Genomic DNA, 19,671 nt, shown 5'->3' with positions numbered 1-19,671 from the left:
AATAAACCCGTCTCTTGATCATTGTTTCGACAATTAAAACTGCGTATTATGCGCCTCCCCTTCCTATAGGGGAATAATCATTCATTATATCTATTTGATTTTTAAATACTTTACCAGAGGTTATATGCAATCTAGTTCGCTTGCCAATCCAGGCCCACTCGGTTTATTGGGCTTTGGTATGACAACAATCCTGCTGAATATTCATAATGCAGGTTTTTTCCCTCTCTCATCGGTTATTTTAAGCATGGGAATTTTCTACGGTGGTATCGCGCAAGTGATTGCTGGAATTATTGAATATAAGAAAGGCAATACTTTCGGTGCAACTGCATTTACCTCTTACGGCTTTTTTTGGCTTGCATTAGTCGGTTTGCTGTTTTTACCTACTATGGGATTAGCAGAAGCCACTGATCCTGCATTTTTAGGGATGTTCCTGCTGTTGTGGGGAATTTTTACATTCTTTATGTTCTTAGGCACCTTCAAAACAAACTTTGTGCTGCAATTTATCTTCGGCAGCTTAACCGTACTGTTCGCCATGTTAGCAATAGGCAATTTCACGAACAATGCCACTTTACTTCAGTTCGCTGGCTATGAAGGGATTATCTGTGGCGCAAGCGCCTTTTATCTAGCAATGGCTGAAGTCTTGAATGAGCAGTATGGCAAAACAATTCTGCCAATTGGTCAGCGTAGTTAGTTTTACGACGTAGCTAATTTCGAATATTAATAGAAGCTGTAATCAGAATTATCAGGCAGGCATGACGCTCTGCCTGATTTTTTAGAAGAGATCACTCAACTACACGAATGGCGGATTTTGGTCTGAATGCTTTAACGATAGTCTCATCCGTTTCAATGTATGGACCATCAAGTAGTTGAATACAATAAGGAACGCTGGCAAAAATACCCGATACTAATACATTCCCTTCTTTATCTTTCAGGCCTTCCAAGGTTTCAGCAATCGCTTTTGGCTGCCCCGGTAAATTTAGAATCAATGACTGATTACGGATCACGCCGACTTGACGAGATAAAATCGCTGTTGGTACGAATTTCAAGCTGATTTGGCGCATCTGCTCTCCAAATCCTGGCATTTCACGATCAGCAATGGCGAGAGTCGCATCTGGCGTGACATCGCGGCGAGCTGGTCCTGTCCCACCCGTTGTCAAAACTAAATGGCAAGAAAACTCGTCCACCAGCTCACACAGCGTCTGCTCTATCATGACTTGCTCATCAGGGATCAAACGAGTTTCTACACGAAAAGGTGTGGTGATTGTTTTCGTTAGCCACTCCTCGAGTGCTGGGATCCCTTTATCTTCGTAGATACCGCCTGAAGCACGATCAGAAACCGACACCAGACCTATGCGCAACTCATTCATACAAACCTCAAAAATTAATCATTTAAATTCGTTCACTTGGCGAGAAAATACCACACCAACAATAATAAACATGCTGCATCATACCATGAGCATGAATCGCTGACAGCGTCGTGTTTGTGCCGAAATATGGAATTGCGAGTTTAATCAATGAAAAAACGACATAAAAAAACCCAGCCAATTTGACTGGGTTTTCTAAGAAAAAGGAAATTACAGCAGAGCTGCGATCATTTTTTCCAGTTTTTCTTGGTCAACAGCGAACTTACGGATACCGTCAGACAGTTTATCAACCGCCATTGGATCTTGGTTATGCTGCCAGTAGAACTCAGCTTCTGTCAATTTAGCGCCCGGCTCTTGAGTTTTGCCAGCATCTTTCAGCTTACAAACTAATTCACCTTGTGATTCAGACAGCTCTTTCAGTAATGCTGGAGAGATTGTCAGACGGTCGCAACCCGCTAGCTCAATGATTTCACCAACGTTACGGAAGCTTGCGCCCATTACGACAGTTTTATAACCATGCGCTTTATAGAAGTTGTAAATTTCAGTCACTGAAACCACGCCTGGATCTTCGTGTGCAGCAAACTCTTTCTTATCTGTGTTTGCTTTGTACCAGTCAAGGATTCGACCCACGAATGGGGAGATCAGGTAAACACCCGCTTCCGCACAAGCACGCGCTTGAGCAAAAGAGAATAATAAGGTTAAGTTACAGTTGATGCCTTCTTTTTCCAGTTTTTCCGCAGCGCGGATACCCTGCCAAGTAGAGGCTAATTTGATCAAAATACGATCGTTGCTGATACCAGCTTCGTTGTACATTTTCATCAAACGGCGAGCTTTAGTAATACACGCTTCTTCATCATAAGAAAGACGCGCATCAACTTCTGTTGAGATACGACCCGGTACTAATTTCAGAATTTCCAGACCGATATTAACAGCCAGTTTGTCACATGCATCGACAATTTGTTGCTCACGGTTGTTACTTTGCTTACGAGCCCATTCTACCGCTTCATCAATTAATTTACGGTATTCAGGAATTTGTGCAGCATTTAAAATCAGCGATGGGTTAGTCGTCGCATCTTGTGGTTTGTACAGCTTCATCGCTTCGATGTCGCCAGTGTCGGCAACAACAGTTGTCAGACTACGTAAGGAGGTTAGTTTGTCGGTCATTTCTTTAATCTCGTTGTTATACCCGTCATATTTCAAGTTGTAGGGGTGTTGGCTGCGTTCACTCATCCTAGTCACATACTTGTGTATGCTCCTAGGAATTCATTTTCTTGCCGCCTACCTACCACTTGAACTATTTAGGGTGAACCCGTCATGCTTCAAGTTGTAGGGGTGTTGGCTGCATTCACTCATCCTAGTCACATACTTGTGTATGCTCCTAGGAATTCGATTTCTTGCCGCCTACCTGCAACTTAAACTACTTTGTGTATTATTAAGGAATTGAGGCTAGCGCCGCACCGTCCCATGATAATATCACGCATCTACGTTGCTGCAAGCGAGGAAATATCCTTGCAAGCAACTATTTGATCAGCAATCGTTTTCGCAATAACCTTAGGAACTGAATGCATTTAGCTTGAGAGTGTCATAACCTCAGTAAACCAGATAACCATCATAAGAGCGACTTATTACAGCGATTCGCTATTCCATCCGATTTTTTGTTAAAGTAACGGATAAATTTACTATCATAAGGGTCAAGTTATGCTGATTACCATTTCACCTGCCAAAACATTAGACTACGAAAGCCCGCTACCTATCGACACTTTTACCCAACCAGAGCTACTCTCTGAATCTGAGAAATTAATAAAAACGTGCCGAAAACTCACGCCGGCAGATATCGCAAGCCTAATGAAAATCAGTGACAAACTCGCAGGATTAAATGCAGCGCGTTTTGGTGAATGGCAACCCAACTTTACTCCTGATAACGCACGCCAAGCTATCCTTGCCTTTAAAGGTGATGTGTATACTGGTATGCAAGCAGAGACCTTCTCGCCTGCTGATTTCGAATTTGCTCAACAACATTTACGTATGTTATCAGGGTTATACGGTGTTTTACGCCCATTAGATTTAATGCAACCTTATCGTTTAGAAATGGGTATCCGCCTTAAAAATAGCCGCGGCAAAGACTTATACGAATTTTGGGGAAACATCATCACTGAGCATTTGAATAAGGCGCTCGCGGCCCAAGGGGATAACATCCTCGTTAATTTAGCATCTGATGAATATTTTAAATCTGTGAACACCAAAAAATTAGACGGCACAATTATCAAGCCGGTCTTCTTAGATGAAAAAAATGGTAAATATAAAGTCATCAGCTTTTATGCAAAAAAAGCACGAGGATTAATGAGCCGTTTTATTATCCAAAATAAACTCACTAAATCAGAACAGTTGTCCGACTTTAATTTAGACGGTTATCAGTTTGACCAGTCACAATCGAAAGGCAATGAATTAGTCTTTACACGCCCCGAACAAGCTTAAAAACCAAACTCACCATCTTGATTTGTAGGGTGCACACCACGCCCTACAAAATTCATACTCAACATTCGACACTCTATTTCAAATCTCCGTCACAATTTGGCGATAAAATAAACACGCGCATGGGGTATAGCATTCTTTCACCAGTGGACTTGAAAGACTTATGCCAGAATCCAAGTCAGTCTTTGCCATTTATTTTGGAGGTGATCAATGCCATATTCTGCTGCATCACATCGTTACACAGAAATGGAATATCGTCAGTGCGGTCGGAGTGGATTAAAACTCCCACTTATCTCTTTGGGACTCTGGCATAATTTTGGTGATAACAAACCAATTGATAACTGCCGTGCCATGCTAAGGCATGCTTTTGATCATGGCATCACTCATTTCGATCTTGCCAATAATTACGGTCCCCCTCCAGGCTCCGCAGAACAACAATTTGGGCGTATCCTTAAGCAAGATTTTCTACCTTATCGTGATGAAATGATCATCTCCTCTAAAGCAGGTTACACCATGTGGGAAGGACCTTATGGGGATTGGGGCAGTAAAAAATATTTAATTGCTAGCCTGAACCAAAGTTTAAAAAGAATTGGGGTCGATTACGTAGATATTTTCTATCACCATAGACCTGATCCTCAAACACCATTGGAAGAAACGATGGCTGCCCTTGATCTGATTGTTCGTCAAGGTAAGGCTCTCTATGTAGGAATCTCTAACTACCCCGCAGAAACCGCGCAAGAAGCCATTCGTATTCTCGAGCAACTGGGCACTCCTTGCTTAATCCATCAACCCAAGTATTCCATGCTAGAACGAACACCTGAAGAAGGTCTTCTTGATTTACTCGAAGAAGAAGGTGTCGGCTCTATTGCTTATTCTCCATTAGCTGGCGGGATTTTAACGGACCGATATCTTAATGGCATTCCTGCTGATTCTCGTGCCGCAGGTAATCCATCACTCCCTCCAGAAAGACTGACCTCTGCTGTGCTGGCTAAAGTGAAAAAGCTCAATGACCTTGCATTCGCTCGAGGACAAAAACTGAGCCAAATGTCCCTTGCGTGGTTACTACGTCACGACCGTATTACCTCTGTACTCATTGGAGCAAGCCGTATCAGCCAAATTGATGATGCACTCGGTATGATGGAAAAACGGGATTTTAACCAAGATGAATTAAAGGCCATTGAGCTTATTCTTGAAGATTCTATTTAACCTTTCTGCTAGAGCTATCGCTTAATAAGGTATTTAAGGGATAGCTTTCTATTTTCGTATATTTATTTAAATACAAACGAACGAATAAAACTTTTGTTTACTATTTTATATTCACCTAGACTAAATTTAATCCATTAATTAACCAACAACATTCTTTAATTATTTAAGTGAGTCATTTAAGCTTTATTTGCAGTTTAATTAATTCACTTTATAACGAGGAATTTATATGCGTAAAATCTCTACTATCCTAATCACCTTATTATTCCCTTTATCAACTTTTGCTATGACAATACCGGTTAATGACCAGCAATCTACCACTGAATACTTATGGAGCAATGGCGGAAATGGCGGTAATGGCGGACACGGAGGCAATGGTGGTAATGGCGGAAGTGGTGGTAGCGGTGGGCATGGTGGAAATGGTGGTAATGGCGGCAATGGAAATTAAATAAACCCGATTATTTAATTATTCCCCCCTTCTCTAATAAGGGGGGATGGAGGATACAATGAAAACTCAATCTCTATTTCAATTATTCACTATTTTATTTTTCACAACAACACCAATACTAAGTCATTCAAATAACTTTCAACTTAATAAACATAATTTATTTAATATAAATAAATTTATTATTATCGATAATATTTATCGATCTAATTTTTGTGTACCTCTTTATTGCCACGGTCATTATTTTTATTTCTCGGAACAATCTATCAATGGTAGCCACGGTCAAAATGGCAGCGGTGGTAATGACCACAATGGAGGTCTAGGTGGAAATGGGGGCTCTGGAGGTAATGGCCAACATGGAGGAAATGGAGGGAATGGCGGCAACAATGGGCACGGTAGTCATGGGGGACACGCCACACCAGGCAGTAATGGAAATGGCGGTAACGGTGGGAATGGGGGAATAAATGGGGGTAATGGCGGACACGGTGGCAACGGAGATGGTTTAGGTAACGGAGGAAATGGCGGTAACGGCTCCACCAATGGAAATGGGGGTAATGGAGGGCATGGAGGAAGCAATGGCGGTCACGGAGGCAATGGAGGAGATGGTGACGGGAGTGGTAATGGCGGAAATGGTGGAAATGCAGGTATCGGAGGACAAGCGGGTAAAGGTGGAAAAGGCGGACCAAATGGCGGTCAAGATGGCGCAGATGGCTCAATCTATTGATCCTCCAATAAACGACACCATAAAAAACGGAAGCCAACTTAGCTTCCGTTTTTAAACCACCTATTGATAAAAACTATTGTTTAGGCGCTAACTTCATTAAAAATTCACGTAACTGAGCGAAATCTGATGGTAAGAAGTGAGAAAGCAGTGGTAAATCTGCGCGTTCAGCCAGTTCTTGTGGCAGTGTAATTTGCTTATTTAAAATCGCTTCAACGCTCTCTTTAAATTTCGCTGGGTGAGCAGTTCCCAAGAACAAGCCATACTCACCATCTTGTAATTGATCACGCAGCACACGATACGCAACCGCAGCATGAGGCTCAGATAAATACCCCTTTTTGTCCAGCTCACGTACCGTCTCTTGAGTCACTTCATCACTCACCGCCCCGTAACCAAGGTCTTTTAATGACCACCCTTTACGGCGGAATAATTCCTCAATACGTGGCCAGTTATTTGGCTGACTCACATCCATTGCATTAGATAAAGTTGCCACCGTTTGATGCGGTGCCCATTTTCCATCGACTAGGTAGCGAGGAACCGTATCATTAACGTTAGTCGCAGCAATAAAGCGTTTTACTGGTAATCCCATGGATTTTGCCAATAAGCCGGCGGTCAGATCCCCAAAGTTACCGCTTGGGACTGAGATCACCAATTGATCACGTTTTTCTGCTGGGATCTGAGCAACGGCTTCAAAGTAATAGCAAATTTGCGCTAATAGGCGGCTAATGTTGATTGAGTTAGCTGAATTCAAATACAGGGCTTTTTTCAATTCTTCATCATCAAAAGCATGTTTTACTAGCGCCTGACACGCATCGAAATCATCTTTAATTGCCACAGTATGAATATTTTTACCCAGTGTGCAGAACAACTTTTCTTGCAGAGGGCTAATTTTGCCTTCTGGGTACAAGATCACGACTTGGACATTATCCAAACCATAAAATGCATGTGCTACCGCAGCGCCTGTATCCCCTGACGTTGCTGTTAAGATAGTCACGGGTGCCCCACCGGCTACTTGGCTTAATGCTTGCGCCATAAAACGCCCGCCAAAGTCTTTAAATGCTAATGTAGGTCCGTGGTATAACTCTAAAGTCGCAACATCATCTTCAACTTTAGAAACGGGAGCTGGGAAAGCAAACGCAGCGTTGACCCGAGCAGCAAGCTGATCCGCAGGAATTTCGTCGCCGATAAATGCACTTAAAATACGGCTACTACGAGTGACAAAATCCAATTTCAGCAATTCATCAATTTCACTAGCGCTAAACTCAGGTAAGTCTTGAGGGAAAAAGAGACCCTGCTGCTTACCTAATCCCTGTTTCACGGCTTGCGCGAAGCTGACCTGTTCGTTGTTATCTTTTAAATTATACAGTTTCATCGTTTACCCTATTGTCCTTGCACCCGCCATATCTAAACGACAGATATGCACAAAGCCTTCATCATTTTGAATGTAATGTTGTTGTAGGTACTGCACCATCTCTTCCGCGATTTTTTTATCATCGCAAATTGTGAATATCGTTGGTCCTGAACCTGAAATACCACAGGCTAATGCCCCAATTTGCTTCGCATGTTCGCGCGCCTTCGCAAAACCAGGGAGCAGTTGTGTACGATATGGCTCCGCCACAACATCTTTAATCATCGTCACCGCTAATTCAGGCTGATGAGTATGGCAAGCATGGATAAAGCCAGATAGATAACGCCCATGGTTCACAATGTCATGGCGAGAATAACTATCAGGTAAAATAGCGCGCGCTTCCGCAGTCGATACTTTGATGCCAGGGTACGCCATCACCCAATACCAATTTTCGAACGCAGGTACTGGCTGAGAAATAATGCCATTTTGCTCAATGATCAGTTGTAAACCACCCAAATAGCACGGTGCAACGTTATCATAATGAATACTGCCGGAAATACGCCCTTCTAACTCCCCCATCATGCCAAGCAATGCAGTTTCATCAAATGGCTTGTCAGCAAATTCATTAAGCGCCATCAGTGCAGCCACCACAGAACATGCACTTGAACCTAAACCAGAGCCAATCGGCATGTTTTTTTCAAGGGTCATTGCCACATTCAGCTTTTTACCCAGTCGCTCGCAAAACAGTTCCCAGCACTGGTAAACAATGTTGTGTTCCATTTTTTTCGGTAACTTAGAAACAAACCGACCTTTGTTTTCTAATGAAAATGTCTTCGCTACTTCAATGCTGACACAGTCGCCGAGTAGCGAGCCATCAATCGGAGAGACTGCTGCGCCAAGCACATCAAACCCAACGCTCACATTGCCAATTGAAGCGGGTGCATAAACTTTGATCACTTCTTAAACTCCCAATTTCCATGATAGGGTACGCAGCATATCCGCAAATACACCCGCTGCTGTTACATCATTACCAGCGCCATAACCTCTTAATACTAAAGGAATTGGTTGATAGTAGCGTGTGTAAAATGCCAATGCGTTTTCGCCATTTTTCACTTTAAACAGTGGGTCATTTCCGTCAACGGCAACCATTTTCACCTGACAACGACCTTCTTCGATAAGACCCACATAGCGTAACACTTTTTCTTCGGCTTCAGCGGCTTTTATACGCGCTGCAAAAGGTTCATCTAATTGTGGGAGACGCGCCATAAATTCAGCAATGCTCCCGGAACTATCAAAGTCAGTAGGGAGTACAGATTCAATTTCAATATCACTGAGTTCGAGTTCATAGCCTGCTTCACGAGCTAAAATCAGTAGCTTACGTGCCACATCCATTCCAGATAAATCATCACGAGGATCAGGCTCAGTAAAACCTTTTTCTTTTGCCAATGTTGTCGCTTCAGATAAAGACATGCCTTCATCCAGCTTACCGAAAATGAAGGACAGTGAACCGGATAAGATCCCACTAAAGTGAACCAATTCATCCCCTGCATTGAGCAAGTTTTGTAAGTTCTCAATAACCGGTAATCCTGCCCCTACGTTGGTATCGTAGAGAAATTTACGTTTCGAACTCTCTGCTGCCTCACGTAATTGATGATAATAATCCATCGATAATGTGTTGGCTTTTTTGTTCGGCGTCACAACGTTAAAACCATCTTTTAAGAAGCTGGCATATTGCTCTGCAATTTCTTGGTTAGAGGTACAGTCGATGATCACCGGATTTAAGAAGTGATACTCGCGTTCTAAACGGATCAGGCGGCTAAGACTAAATGGCTCTTTAGCTTCCGCTAATTCAGTTTTCCAGTTATCTAAATCAATCCCTTGCATATTAATCAACATTGCTCTTGAGTTGGCGATACCGCACACGCGCAGATCAATATGTTTTTGCTTCAGCCATTGCTGTTGACGGTGAATCTGTTCGATCAATGCATTACCCACCCCGCCAACACCGACGATAAAGGCTTCAATCACTTGCTCAGCATTGAATAACATTTGATGGCATAAGCGTACCGCTGAAGTTGCCGACTCATTAGCGATAACCGCAGAAATGGAACGCTCTGATGAACCTTGGGCTATCGCAACAATATTGATGTTGCCGCGCGTTAATGCAGAGAAGAAACGAGCTGAGATACCTTTCAATGTGCGCATACCATCCCCTACAACGGAGATAATAGCCAGCTGCTCCATCACATCTAACGGGTCTAACACACCATCTTTAAGCTCTAAATAGAACTCTTCTTCTAACGCACCACGGGCACGCTGTAACTCATTTTGAGGAACACAGAAGCTGATACTGTATTCAGAAGATGACTGAGTGATCAACACCACGGAAATCCCTTTACGAGACATCACCGAGAAAATACGGGCGGCCATGCCAACCATACCTTTCATTCCCGGACCTGAAACGTTGATCATCGCCATGTTATTCAGGTTAGTGATCCCTTTTACAGGCGTGCTAACATCCGTTTGCCCATCACCAATCAGCGTACCCGGCGCGCTTGGATTAGTGGTATTTTTGATGAGACAAGGAATTTGGAATTGTGCAATTGGTGCGATAGTACGTGGGTGCAGAACTTTCGCACCAAAATAAGAGAGCTCCATCGCTTCTTGATATGACATGCCTTTAAGTAAGCGTGCATCTGGCACTAAACGCGGGTCACAAGTATAAACACCATCAACATCCGTCCAGATCTCACAACAATCTGCACGTAAGCATGCCGCTAATACCGCAGCCGAATAGTCGGAACCATTGCGCCCTAAAACAACCAGCTCCCCTTTATCATTCCCCGCAGTAAAACCTGCCATTAGAATAAAATGATCTTTAGGGATATTTAGCTCAGCAATACGCTTCGTTGATTCATTGATATCCACAGTGGACTCAAGGTAGTGACCTTTTGCCAGTAAGCTTTTTACCGGATCAATAACTGTCACTTGGTGACCACGTGCTTTTAATACCGATTCCATGATGGCGATGGAGAGTTTTTCTCCACGGCAGATAATTGAGGCGTTGATGCTATCAGGACATTGCCCTAGAAGAGTAATACCATGCAGTACTTGCTTGATTTGCGCGAATTCATGCTCAGTGAGTTTTTTCAGCTTGTCATATTCAAAACCGGGTTGTTTTTCTTTTAAGCCCTTTAACAGATTAGCAAAAATCATCTCTGCATCACTGACACGCGTGATGACATCTTGACCTGCTGCTGTTTTTTCAATCATTGCGACCAAATGGTTAGTAATCTTAGCTGGTGCCGATAGCACCAAAGCCACTTGCCCATCAGCTAATTTACTTTCAGCGATGTCAGCAACATTGAGTACCCGTTCATCATTTGCAACTGAGGTACCGCCAAATTTAAGCACACGCATGGTATTTCTCTCCTGAATTAGCGCCAAAAAAAAGCCCACATCTTTTTAGGATGCGGGCTTTTTCATTTTTATTTTTTGGATGCGTCAGCCCGCCCCGTTTCCTGTGGTCACGGTGGTGGTGGTAATAATCGTAATCAGGCTGATGTTACGCATAAATTTTGTTTGTCTCGTAGGGAACATTTTGGTTTCTCCCTATACGGTTAAAGTAATCGCATAATAATGTCAAATTTATTTGCATTTACACCCCCTCAAAGCCTCTAAATTCAGCTAAGCGATCCTCTGCTATCATCAAAAAAATCTTCATAAAAAGAGAGTTTATCGCTGACATTTAGTCATAAAGTTCATTTATTCTTAAATTAATGGTTTTTAATTTTATTTAAAATAAAAATTATTTTTGCGTACAAAAAACAACCAAAAGGCAAACTTTATGGTGTGTTATCTATCTCCAGACCCCACAATCAATTTGAGGCAAATAGCGTCAAATTTCCAAGCTTCAGAGTTTAGCGAATTCAGATCAATATTCACCCCAACTGTAAAAAAACGTTACTTAGTTTCAGATCAAAATTGTACATTGGCGCTCAAAATAATTAGCTGACTCATTATTATCATGAAAACATTAATTCGGATATTTCTGAGGCGGTTTATTGCATTTTTGTAAAAAAAAATAGATTCACGCAAAGTGGATAAGTACAACCCCTTACTTTAGACTATAAAAAACCAAAAATACTATTTTTACGCGATTTTGGGGTAAATAACAAAATTTTACTCTTCAATAATTTTACATTATTCAAGGGAGCAGAAAACCAACTCGCAAACAAACTTAAGTCAAATCACCATCTTACTATCCCTATTAAGATCCCCCTTTATTTGTGATATCACGCTGAAAAAATGGCAGTATCTCAATTTTTTCATCTTGTTTTTGTCATCATTTCGATATCTCAATAACAAATAATTTTGGTATAATTATCTACCTAACAATCATTGTTAACGTGCTACAATTGATTTTGATATGTATCAACAAAAGTTAGTTTTTTAGGTGGTAAATGCAGTATTAGCTGTTATATTGCTGTTAACAGCCCAATATTGGGAAAGTGCTTAAGTTTTGGTTCGTTTTACAGCCTTTTGCCTAGCGGATAGGCAGCGTTAAGTCACTGAAAAATGTAAAGACAAATTTATACTCATGAACGTGTTTTTCCAGATAATCATACCAACAACCACCTAACTGGAAACGGCTCATGGGTTCAGTATTTTTATTTTAATACTTTAGGTAGCAAATATGCAGACCCCACACATTTTGATCGTTGAAGACGAGATTGTCACACGTAATACGCTGAAAAGTATCTTTGAAGCGGAAGGTTATGTTGTTCACGAAGCCACCGATGGTGAAGAAATGAACAATGTTCTTTCAGAACATGACATCAACTTAGTGATCATGGATATAAACTTACCAGGTAAAAACGGTTTACTGCTAGCTCGTGAATTACGCGAGCAAGAAAGTATTGCATTAATGTTCTTAACTGGTCGTGATAACGAAGTTGATAAAATCCTTGGTCTGGAAATTGGTGCAGATGATTACATCACCAAACCATTCAACCCACGCGAATTGACTATCCGTGCACGTAACTTACTGTCCCGAACTATGAATTTAGCCGGTGGCTCAGAAGAACGTCGTCTAGTTGAAAGCTATAAATTCAATGGCTGGGAATTAGATATTAATAGCCGTTCATTAGTCAGCCCTGCGGGTGAGCACTACAAATTACCACGTAGTGAATTCCGTGCAATGCTGCATTTCTGTGAAAACCCAGGCAAAATTCAAACCCGTGCAGACTTACTGAAGAAAATGACAGGTCGTGAGTTAAAACCACACGACAGAACTGTTGACGTAACGATTCGTCGTATTCGTAAGCACTTCGAGTCAACACCTGATACCCCAGAAATCATCGCCACTATCCATGGTGAAGGTTACCGTTTCTGCGGTGATTTAGACGAGTAATCGTCACTAAGCTATGCACAGAACCGGCGAAAGCCGGTTTTTTATTGACTGCAAAATATAAAAACTTAATGTGGCATTAAATAACTCGAATAATATTCCGATATATCTATCTATTCATCACATATTTATAGGTAGAACCCATGACTGATTTTAACCAATATAAAAATACACTCAGTAGCCTCAAATTTTATGTTTATGCCTTATGCGAAGTTACAGGAACGACCCGAATTCCTTTTTATATCGGGAAAGGTACAGGCTCTCGTTGTTTAACACATATTAAAGATGCATTAACGAGAGATAAACTATCAAGAGAGGAAGACCCAAAGCTAAAACGAATTTATGAATTACATAAAGAAAACTTACTGGGTATTGATATTCTTTGTCATGGTTTAGATTCAGACACGGCTTTTATGGTAGAAACAACTTGCATAGACTTGTACGGGCTTGAGGGTTTAACCAATAAGATCAATGGTAAAAGCACCAGTAATGACATTGATATTCTCAAGCAAGGACGATTAACATTAGAAGAAACAGCTTCACTTTATTCACAAGAAGTTATGAATGTTTCAGATATTAAGCACCAAGGTATAGGGTTTATTTTAAATAAGCTTTATAGATTTAATATGAGTGAACTTGAATTATTTGAGGCAACTCGTGGAGTATGGCATAACCCCCCTCGAAAAAACCAAGATATAAAATATGCTTATGCTACCTATAACAATATCATTAAAGAAGTGTATGAAATTCACTCTTGGGTAGAAGCAGGTACTCAACAATACTTTACTCGAAATGTCACTCAAGGAAGTGGGCGTTGGGAATTTATTGGCAGAAAAGCAAGTGATGAAATACGTTCGCTTTATGTGGGTAAAAGCATAAAACGAGATAGAAACTTTGCTCAACCATTTTTCAAAGTTGGCTTTAATAATTCAGATACACAAATCTAGTGAGTTATATTTTCTAAGAGCCATAAAAAACCGCCACTGACTTTAAACGTAATCAGTGGTGGTTTTTATATCAAAAAGGATTACCACGGCATAATCGGTACCGCACTCAGCGCATTCTTCGGCGAGCCATCAATCATCTTATCGGAATAGGTTAAATAGATCAGTGCGTTACGTTTAGGGTCGTAAAAACGAACGACTTGAAGCTTTTTAAACACCAATGACGTTCTCTTCTGGAAGACTACTTGCCCTTTTTTCGGGTTACGTTTTACGCGGTCATTTAATTCAATAGGACCCACTTGTTGGCAAGAAATTGCGGCGTCAGATGTGTCTTCTGCCAACCCAAGCCCACCTTTAATTCCACCTGTTTTCGAGCGGCTTAAATAGCAAGTGACATTAGCAACATCGGGGTCATCAAATGCTTCTACCACAATTTTATGGTCAGGACCGAATACTTTAAAAACAGTATCTACTGAGCCAATTTCTTCTGCGGCTGCCACAAAAGATAATGCAGACAATATTGTTCCCAAAACGAGATTTTTCAGTGTATTGCCTTTCGCAATACCCTTTTTAAATTTGGAAGAACGCATACAGTATTCCCTTTTCAGCTTAACGTCTAAATTTCAAATAATCTAAACGGCAATAATTCTGTTTATTAATGAAATATTAAATACAACTCATTTACTATAAACGAAAATGATAAGTTGTTATAGAATAGCTATTCATTGATTACTCATATCTGTTCTGTGAGTCGTATTGCCTGGGGATATCCATGGATCAAACAAATATTATTCGCGACCTTCTTCGTTGGATAGATGACAATCTTGATAAACCATTATCATTGGATAATGTTGCCGCTAGAGCGGGTTACTCAAAGTGGCATTTACAGAGAATGTTCAAGGATGTGACCGACCAAGCAATTGGTGCTTATATTCGCGCTAGACGCTTATCTCGTGCCGCAGTTGCGTTACGTTTAACTAGCCGTCCCATCCTTGATATTGCATTACAGTATCGGTTTGACTCACAACAAACTTTCACACGCGCATTCAAGAAACAGTTTAATCTCACACCAGCATTTTATCGCCGTACCGAAGAATGGTGCGCAACAGGCATCTGCCCTCCAATTGTTTTAGATGACCATTCACCTCTTGATTATGAATTTATCACCATGGAAGAGCAACCACTGGTTGGCTTAGAACAAAGTTGTTCTTATGCGCTTGAAGAATGGTCAACAGCCTGTTCCCAAATGCGTCAATCTTTCTGGCGGTACTATTTAGAGCACACCACCCATGTGGCTTCAGAAGTGTTCGGTTTGCACCATGCCATTCATAGTTCAGAAAAAGATGATGAGCAAACGGTGTTTTATACCACTGCGGTTAAACCTGAAGATGCTAGCTTTAGTAATACCGAATATAGCCATGTCACCATTCCTGCAGGTGAGTACGTGAAATTTAACTATCACGGAGAAGCCACGAGAGAACGAATGCAAGAGTTCCTATACCATGTTTATGGGGTTTACTTGCCAAAACTGAATCTGACTCGTCGCCCTGGTTATGACGTTGAGCACTATAAAATTAAAAATGTGGAACATCATGTGAGCGCTGATGCGGATCCAAGAACTCATATTGATACATTTAGCTATTATGTTCCGATTAAAAAGCCTGAAATTCATTAAATCTTTATAGAATTTCACTCGCACGAAAAAAAGGCGCTTCATGAATTGAAACGCCTTTTTTATTTATTCGATTTTTAACCTTGCTGTTCATCAAGGGCGGGTTGCGAAAGATGGGTCACTTCTCCTGCCGTTTCGACAATCCAACCATTCGCTAGCCATGGGCTATTTTGGTAATCCACACGAGATAATGAACAATTGCGCAGACGTAAGCGACGTGGAGAATTTGCAGGTACGCCTAAGATACGGCTTAGCAATGTACTGAGTGCAAGACCATGGCTAACTAATAATGGTCGACTTCCCTCAGGCAAATCTAAGCAGCTATTGAGTGCTGCAAACATACGCATGAAGAGCTCGTCCATGGATTCACCATCAGGAATTCGACCACCTTCAGCGCCATTTATCAGGCTTTGACGCCATTGTTCTTCCTGTTCAGATAACGAGCCTATCTCTCGCTGTTCTAAAACGCCCATATTTAATTCACGCAGGCGCGGTTCTGTGATAATTTCACACCCGCACACTTGCGCAATAATTTGTGCAGTTTCTCGTGTGCGTCCCATATCACTAGTGATAATATGGGTAATACCTTCGGATTTAACCCGTTGAGCGACCTGCATTGCCTGTTGGCGACCAAGTGTCGTCAAAGGGCTATCGGATTGTCCCTGTATGCGACGAGCAACGTTCCATTCAGTTTCGCCATGGCGAACAAGATAAACCTGTAACATAGATGTGTTCCGTTATTACTGTACAAAGTATGTGTTCAAAGGAAAATAATTAATGTACCAAGTTATAGCTGCAACGACGAATCCAGCCAAAATTAAAGCGATTCATCTTGCTTTCGATGCCGTTTTTGGGCCTGGCAGTTATCAAATTGAAGATATTAATGTCGATAGCAGTGTTCCACAGCAACCTATCGGTAATAATGAAACCCGTACAGGAGCAAGACAACGTGTAATGGCATCACGCCAAGTACGCCCAGAAGCCGACTTTTGGGTGGGTATTGAGGCGGGTGTTGAAGATGACATGACATTTGCATGGATTGTGATTGAGCATCATCAAATCCGTGGAGAATCCCGTTCCGCCAGCATTATGATCCCAGAAAAAGTTCTTGCAGGGATCCGTGAGGGTCGTGAACTGGGAGATGAAATGGCTGATCTCACTGGTATTGATAATATCAAGCAACAAGGCGGTGCAATTGGCTTTTTCACCAATGGCGTATTAACGCGCACCAGCGTTTATCAACAAGCATTAATATTGGCTTTAGTTCCTATCAAACACGAAATTTATAAAGAGCTAAATCACATAGAAGACTAATTATACTCAAAACAATCTAAAATGCATGTAGGGCGCTTAGCAATAAGAGCCCTACATGTAGCACTTTGAAAAAATTATAAAAACTACAATAGCTTAGATTCCAGCCACTCTTTTACCGGAATAGGAGCTGACTTCAAACTGTTTGAACCACGAGTAATGGTGGCAATACCAACACCCAGCTCATTTTTCAATTCGCGTTGGCTCATTTTTCCACGCATTAATTCTTGTACAATTCTTACGCGTGTTCCTAATGCCGTCCGTTCATCCGGTGTCAGTAATAATTGAAGAATTGAATCCTGTATATTTTGCTCAAAAGCCATTTGCAGCAGTTCCACAAAACGTTGCCAATCCGCGTTCTCATCGGCGGTTAATGCCGGATCTGATTTATATTCTACAGTCATCATCCTACCCTTCCATACTATTAAACTAGTACAAATAATAGCACAGAACACTATTACTCCTAATGAAAAATACACAGCCCATCTTATCGATGGTCAATCGCGCCACTCGATAAGATGGTACATCACACGGATCAGTACTTCATATTCCATTCTGACGCAGAGAGTACATTACCTTTCTCACCTAAGAAATGTTTATAAAACAAATCGTAAGAGAGCACATTTTTCACATAACCACGGGTTTCTGCAAACGGAATACTTTCCACAAAAGCCACCGCATCAATACGCCCTGCACTGTTGCCTAACCAGCGCGTGACTCGAGATGGTCCCGCATTGTAAGCAGCACTCGCTAGAATACGGTTATTGCCAAATTGTTGATAAACATCGTCTAAATACGCAGTACCTAGCTCAATATTCATCACCGGGTTGGTCAATTGCCCTGCATTTACATAGCCGCTGATCCCTTGCTTTTGCGCCGTATGTTTTGCGGTCGCAGGCATTAACTGCATTAAGCCCGTCGCACCCACAGGCGATTGCGCTTGTGGATTCCATGCACTTTCTTGGCGAGCGATCGCCATTGCATAGCTTTTTTGGATCATTTTACTGCGGGTGTAATTATCAAACTGTTTTTCCCACGCAAGAGGGAAACGCTCTTCAAGATGATCCCACAATTTCGCTGTGATCGTCGCTTGAACACTAAGATCAGCCCATTTATTGTCGAATGCATAACGAGCCAGCTGCTCTTGTTGATTCGTGGACATTGAAGAGACTAAGTTGATCCACTCAGAGCGAGCAAGGTTATCCATCTCCCAATACATTAGCTCTCGAATACGTTGAATTTGCGGCATGTTGCGAATACTTTCATCGGGTTTCACCGCTTTGTTCACCATGACCGGATAGTCCATTTTTAGTTGCTGGGCCGCAACCATTGGATAGAATCCGCGCTTCGAGGTTAACTCACGCAATATGGCTTCCCCTTCTGCGGTTTTGCCCTGATCAATTAACGTGATAGCCTGCCAATATTGCCACTCTTCTTTATTTTTCACTTCATTTGGCAATTGTCTCAGCCATGAAGCCAAACCTGTTTTATCCCCTTCTCCCAGAGCTAAACGCACTCGACGCTCTTTTAAGGCTGCGGAGTTAGTTTCTCGGATCACCTCGTCACGCCACATTGCCTGTTCTGGGGTTACATCAACGCCCATATACTGCCAAGCAACGCTGTCTTTCATTTGCTGGTTTTCTGCCATATTCATTTTCTGGGCAGAACTGATCCCCGCTAATGCAGAACGAGCGGCATCAGGAGATTGACGTGCATAACGGCTAAATCCAGCTAATGTTGCTTGACGTGTAAAATCAGTTGGCGTCAGAATTTTAGCAAACGTGACCACTGTTGAAGGGTCATTTTGCAGTTTCACAAGTGCATCAGAAATAGTTTTGTAGCTACTTGGTAAGCGCTTCGCAAGGTAAGTTGCCGTTGACGTGTTACCGTCTTTGATAGCAAGGTGAATACGCGCCAAAATCATATCCGTTGAAAGATATCCGGCTTTTTCCCATTCAGTAAATAGCTTATCGCACGCCGTAGGCATGGAATTACCATTCAGCCATAATTTTTCAGCACCTTGCCACGCGACCTGTTTATTTCCCGTCGCCCAATTGGCAAAATAGAAATTACATTGTGCTTCCGTTGGCTGTGGCGGTTCAGGGCTAAATGACAATAATGATGCCCACTCTTGGCGACGAGCTAACTCATTCACGAACCGACTTTTTAAGGTTTTAGCGACTGGCAATGTTGGATAAGCATTGATAAATTCTTGCGCTTGTCTTGGCGAGATAATATCTAAATCTTGAGACAACTCGCGATATTCCAGATATGGATACAACGGATAATCACGTAAAGTTGGCATTAAGCGTTCGACTTCATCCATTTTATTGGCATCCCAAGCAAGTTTAATTGCTTGATAACGTTCACGTTGTGCCTGTAAAGAATCCGCCCAAACTGCTGTAGAGACTAACAACATTGTTACCGGAACCGCCGCTAACCAACCTTTCATATTTATTCGCTCCATCGCTTAAATCTTGTTAGAGATTGACCTCAAACATACATAAAGCATTTATTAGATACATCAATAATGTTAATGCTACCTAAAGTTTTCAGCCAGCGACAGAGGAGATTTCTTGAAATGGTTGGGTTTACAATCTTTTACTTATTCGATTCGTTAACCCTGACAACACGGATAACCTAGACCAGCCTAGGGGCGATCGGGTATAGGCCTCTGCCGACTTCCCCTAAAATAAGATAATTATAATTAGATTTTCTGCCCTACTATTGCAAAAGTCATATTCAAGAAGCAGGTTTGACAGAAACTCAGATAGTGAATAC

19 protein-coding genes and 1 other annotated feature are annotated in these 19,671 nt (G+C 41.8%); of the genes, 9 read left to right on the top strand and 10 right to left on the bottom strand.

The features are described from left to right. Nucleotides 1-124: 124 nt before the first annotated feature. A complete protein-coding gene (gene satP / locus PSF16_RS06135; RefSeq protein ID WP_006657141.1) occupies nt 125-691 on the top strand; it encodes an acetate uptake transporter in 567 nt (188 codons plus the stop codon). A gap of 91 nt (nt 692-782) precedes the next feature. Here satP and mog read toward each other — a convergent pair whose 3' ends face one another. Both mog and tal read right to left on the bottom strand, forming a co-directional pair. After that, entirely contained in the window at nt 783-1,367 is a 585-nt protein-coding gene (gene mog, locus PSF16_RS06130) for a molybdopterin adenylyltransferase (RefSeq protein WP_006657140.1), read from the bottom strand. Between the two features lie 207 nt (nt 1,368-1,574). Next, nucleotides 1,575-2,528 carry a transaldolase gene (gene tal / locus PSF16_RS06125; RefSeq protein ID WP_006662814.1) on the bottom strand — a complete coding sequence of 318 codons (954 nt, stop codon included), beginning with the start codon at nt 2,526-2,528 and terminating at the stop codon, nt 1,575-1,577. A gap of 534 nt (nt 2,529-3,062) precedes the next feature. Between tal and yaaA the strand changes: the two genes are divergently transcribed. The 4 genes from yaaA to PSF16_RS06105 all read left to right on the top strand — a co-directional run bounded on the left by yaaA (nt 3,063) and on the right by PSF16_RS06105 (nt 6,208). Further along, the gene (yaaA, locus tag PSF16_RS06120) at nt 3,063-3,839 is read left to right on the top strand and encodes a peroxide stress protein YaaA (protein ID WP_006657137.1); all 777 of its coding nucleotides are present in this window, start codon (nt 3,063-3,065) and stop codon (nt 3,837-3,839) included. Between the two features lie 207 nt (nt 3,840-4,046). Then, nucleotides 4,047-5,042, top strand: coding sequence for an aldo/keto reductase (locus PSF16_RS06115; protein WP_036974925.1), 996 nt, complete (start codon nt 4,047-4,049; stop codon nt 5,040-5,042). A gap of 226 nt (nt 5,043-5,268) precedes the next feature. Next, the gene (locus tag PSF16_RS06110; protein ID WP_006657135.1) at nt 5,269-5,487 is read left to right on the top strand and encodes a hypothetical protein; all 219 of its coding nucleotides are present in this window, start codon (nt 5,269-5,271) and stop codon (nt 5,485-5,487) included. A 58-nt stretch (nt 5,488-5,545) separates the two neighbouring features. Continuing rightward, a complete protein-coding gene (locus PSF16_RS06105; RefSeq protein WP_112860347.1) occupies nt 5,546-6,208 on the top strand; it encodes a hypothetical protein in 663 nt (220 codons plus the stop codon). A 73-nt stretch (nt 6,209-6,281) separates the two neighbouring features. Here the strand turns inward: PSF16_RS06105 and thrC are convergent, their stop codons facing one another. The 4 genes from thrC to thrL all read right to left on the bottom strand — a co-directional run bounded on the left by thrC (nt 6,282) and on the right by thrL (nt 11,153). After that, nucleotides 6,282-7,577: a threonine synthase gene (gene thrC, locus PSF16_RS06100; RefSeq protein WP_272688970.1), complete on the bottom strand. Its 1,296-nt coding sequence runs from the start codon at nt 7,575-7,577 to the stop codon at nt 6,282-6,284. A gap of 3 nt (nt 7,578-7,580) precedes the next feature. Continuing rightward, a complete protein-coding gene (gene thrB, locus PSF16_RS06095) occupies nt 7,581-8,510 on the bottom strand; it encodes a homoserine kinase (RefSeq protein ID WP_272688969.1) in 930 nt (309 codons plus the stop codon). A 3-nt stretch (nt 8,511-8,513) separates the two neighbouring features. Further along, nucleotides 8,514-10,973 (bottom strand): bifunctional aspartate kinase/homoserine dehydrogenase I, encoded by a 2,460-nt coding sequence (gene thrA, locus PSF16_RS06090; protein ID WP_272688968.1) that lies wholly within the window; start codon nt 10,971-10,973, stop codon nt 8,514-8,516. Nucleotides 10,974-10,997: 24 nt separating this feature from the next. Beyond that, nucleotides 10,998-11,119: a sequence feature (Thr leader region), on the bottom strand. Then, a complete protein-coding gene (gene thrL, locus PSF16_RS06085; protein ID WP_071524960.1) occupies nt 11,058-11,153 on the bottom strand; it encodes a thr operon leader peptide in 96 nt (31 codons plus the stop codon). Its footprint overlaps the feature before it by 62 nt. Before the next feature lie 1,096 nt (nt 11,154-12,249). On the opposite strand from thrL, the gene arcA reads away from it, so the two are divergent. Beyond that, on the top strand, nt 12,250-12,966 hold the full coding sequence (arcA, locus tag PSF16_RS06080) for a two-component system response regulator ArcA (RefSeq protein ID WP_006657130.1): 717 nt from the start codon (nt 12,250-12,252) through the stop codon (nt 12,964-12,966). Between the two features lie 140 nt (nt 12,967-13,106). Further along, nucleotides 13,107-13,910 carry an LEM-3-like GIY-YIG domain-containing protein gene (locus PSF16_RS06075; protein WP_006657129.1) on the top strand — a complete coding sequence of 268 codons (804 nt, stop codon included), beginning with the start codon at nt 13,107-13,109 and terminating at the stop codon, nt 13,908-13,910. An 80-nt stretch (nt 13,911-13,990) separates the two neighbouring features. Here the strand turns inward: PSF16_RS06075 and creA are convergent, their stop codons facing one another. Beyond that, the gene (gene creA / locus PSF16_RS06070; protein ID WP_006657128.1) at nt 13,991-14,497 is read right to left on the bottom strand and encodes a protein CreA; all 507 of its coding nucleotides are present in this window, start codon (nt 14,495-14,497) and stop codon (nt 13,991-13,993) included. 182 nt (nt 14,498-14,679) lie between these two features. Here creA and robA point away from each other — a divergent pair, with 182 nt between their 5' ends. Further along, on the top strand, nt 14,680-15,582 hold the full coding sequence (gene robA / locus PSF16_RS06065) for an MDR efflux pump AcrAB transcriptional activator RobA (protein WP_272688967.1): 903 nt from the start codon (nt 14,680-14,682) through the stop codon (nt 15,580-15,582). A 74-nt stretch (nt 15,583-15,656) separates the two neighbouring features. On the opposite strand, the gene gpmB is transcribed toward robA, so the two are convergent. Next, nucleotides 15,657-16,304: a 2,3-diphosphoglycerate-dependent phosphoglycerate mutase GpmB gene (gene gpmB / locus PSF16_RS06060; RefSeq protein ID WP_006657126.1), complete on the bottom strand. Its 648-nt coding sequence runs from the start codon at nt 16,302-16,304 to the stop codon at nt 15,657-15,659. 52 nt (nt 16,305-16,356) lie between these two features. On the opposite strand from gpmB, the gene yjjX reads away from it, so the two are divergent. Beyond that, entirely contained in the window at nt 16,357-16,893 is a 537-nt protein-coding gene (gene yjjX, locus PSF16_RS06055) for an inosine/xanthosine triphosphatase (protein ID WP_006657125.1), read from the top strand. 83 nt (nt 16,894-16,976) lie between these two features. Here the strand turns inward: yjjX and trpR are convergent, their stop codons facing one another. Next, nucleotides 16,977-17,294 (bottom strand): trp operon repressor, encoded by a 318-nt coding sequence (gene trpR, locus PSF16_RS06050; RefSeq protein ID WP_006662822.1) that lies wholly within the window; start codon nt 17,292-17,294, stop codon nt 16,977-16,979. Between the two features lie 131 nt (nt 17,295-17,425). Continuing rightward, a complete protein-coding gene (sltY, locus tag PSF16_RS06045) occupies nt 17,426-19,342 on the bottom strand; it encodes a murein transglycosylase (protein WP_230083852.1) in 1,917 nt (638 codons plus the stop codon). Nucleotides 19,343-19,671: the final 329 nt, after the last annotated feature.

The sequence above is a fragment of the Providencia sp. PROV033 genome (assembly GCF_028484855.1).
Classification (GTDB): Bacteria; Pseudomonadota; Gammaproteobacteria; order Enterobacterales; family Enterobacteriaceae; genus Providencia; species Providencia alcalifaciens.
Note: the sequence above shows the minus strand (reverse complement) of the source record. Positions and strands in the feature narration are given on the sequence as shown.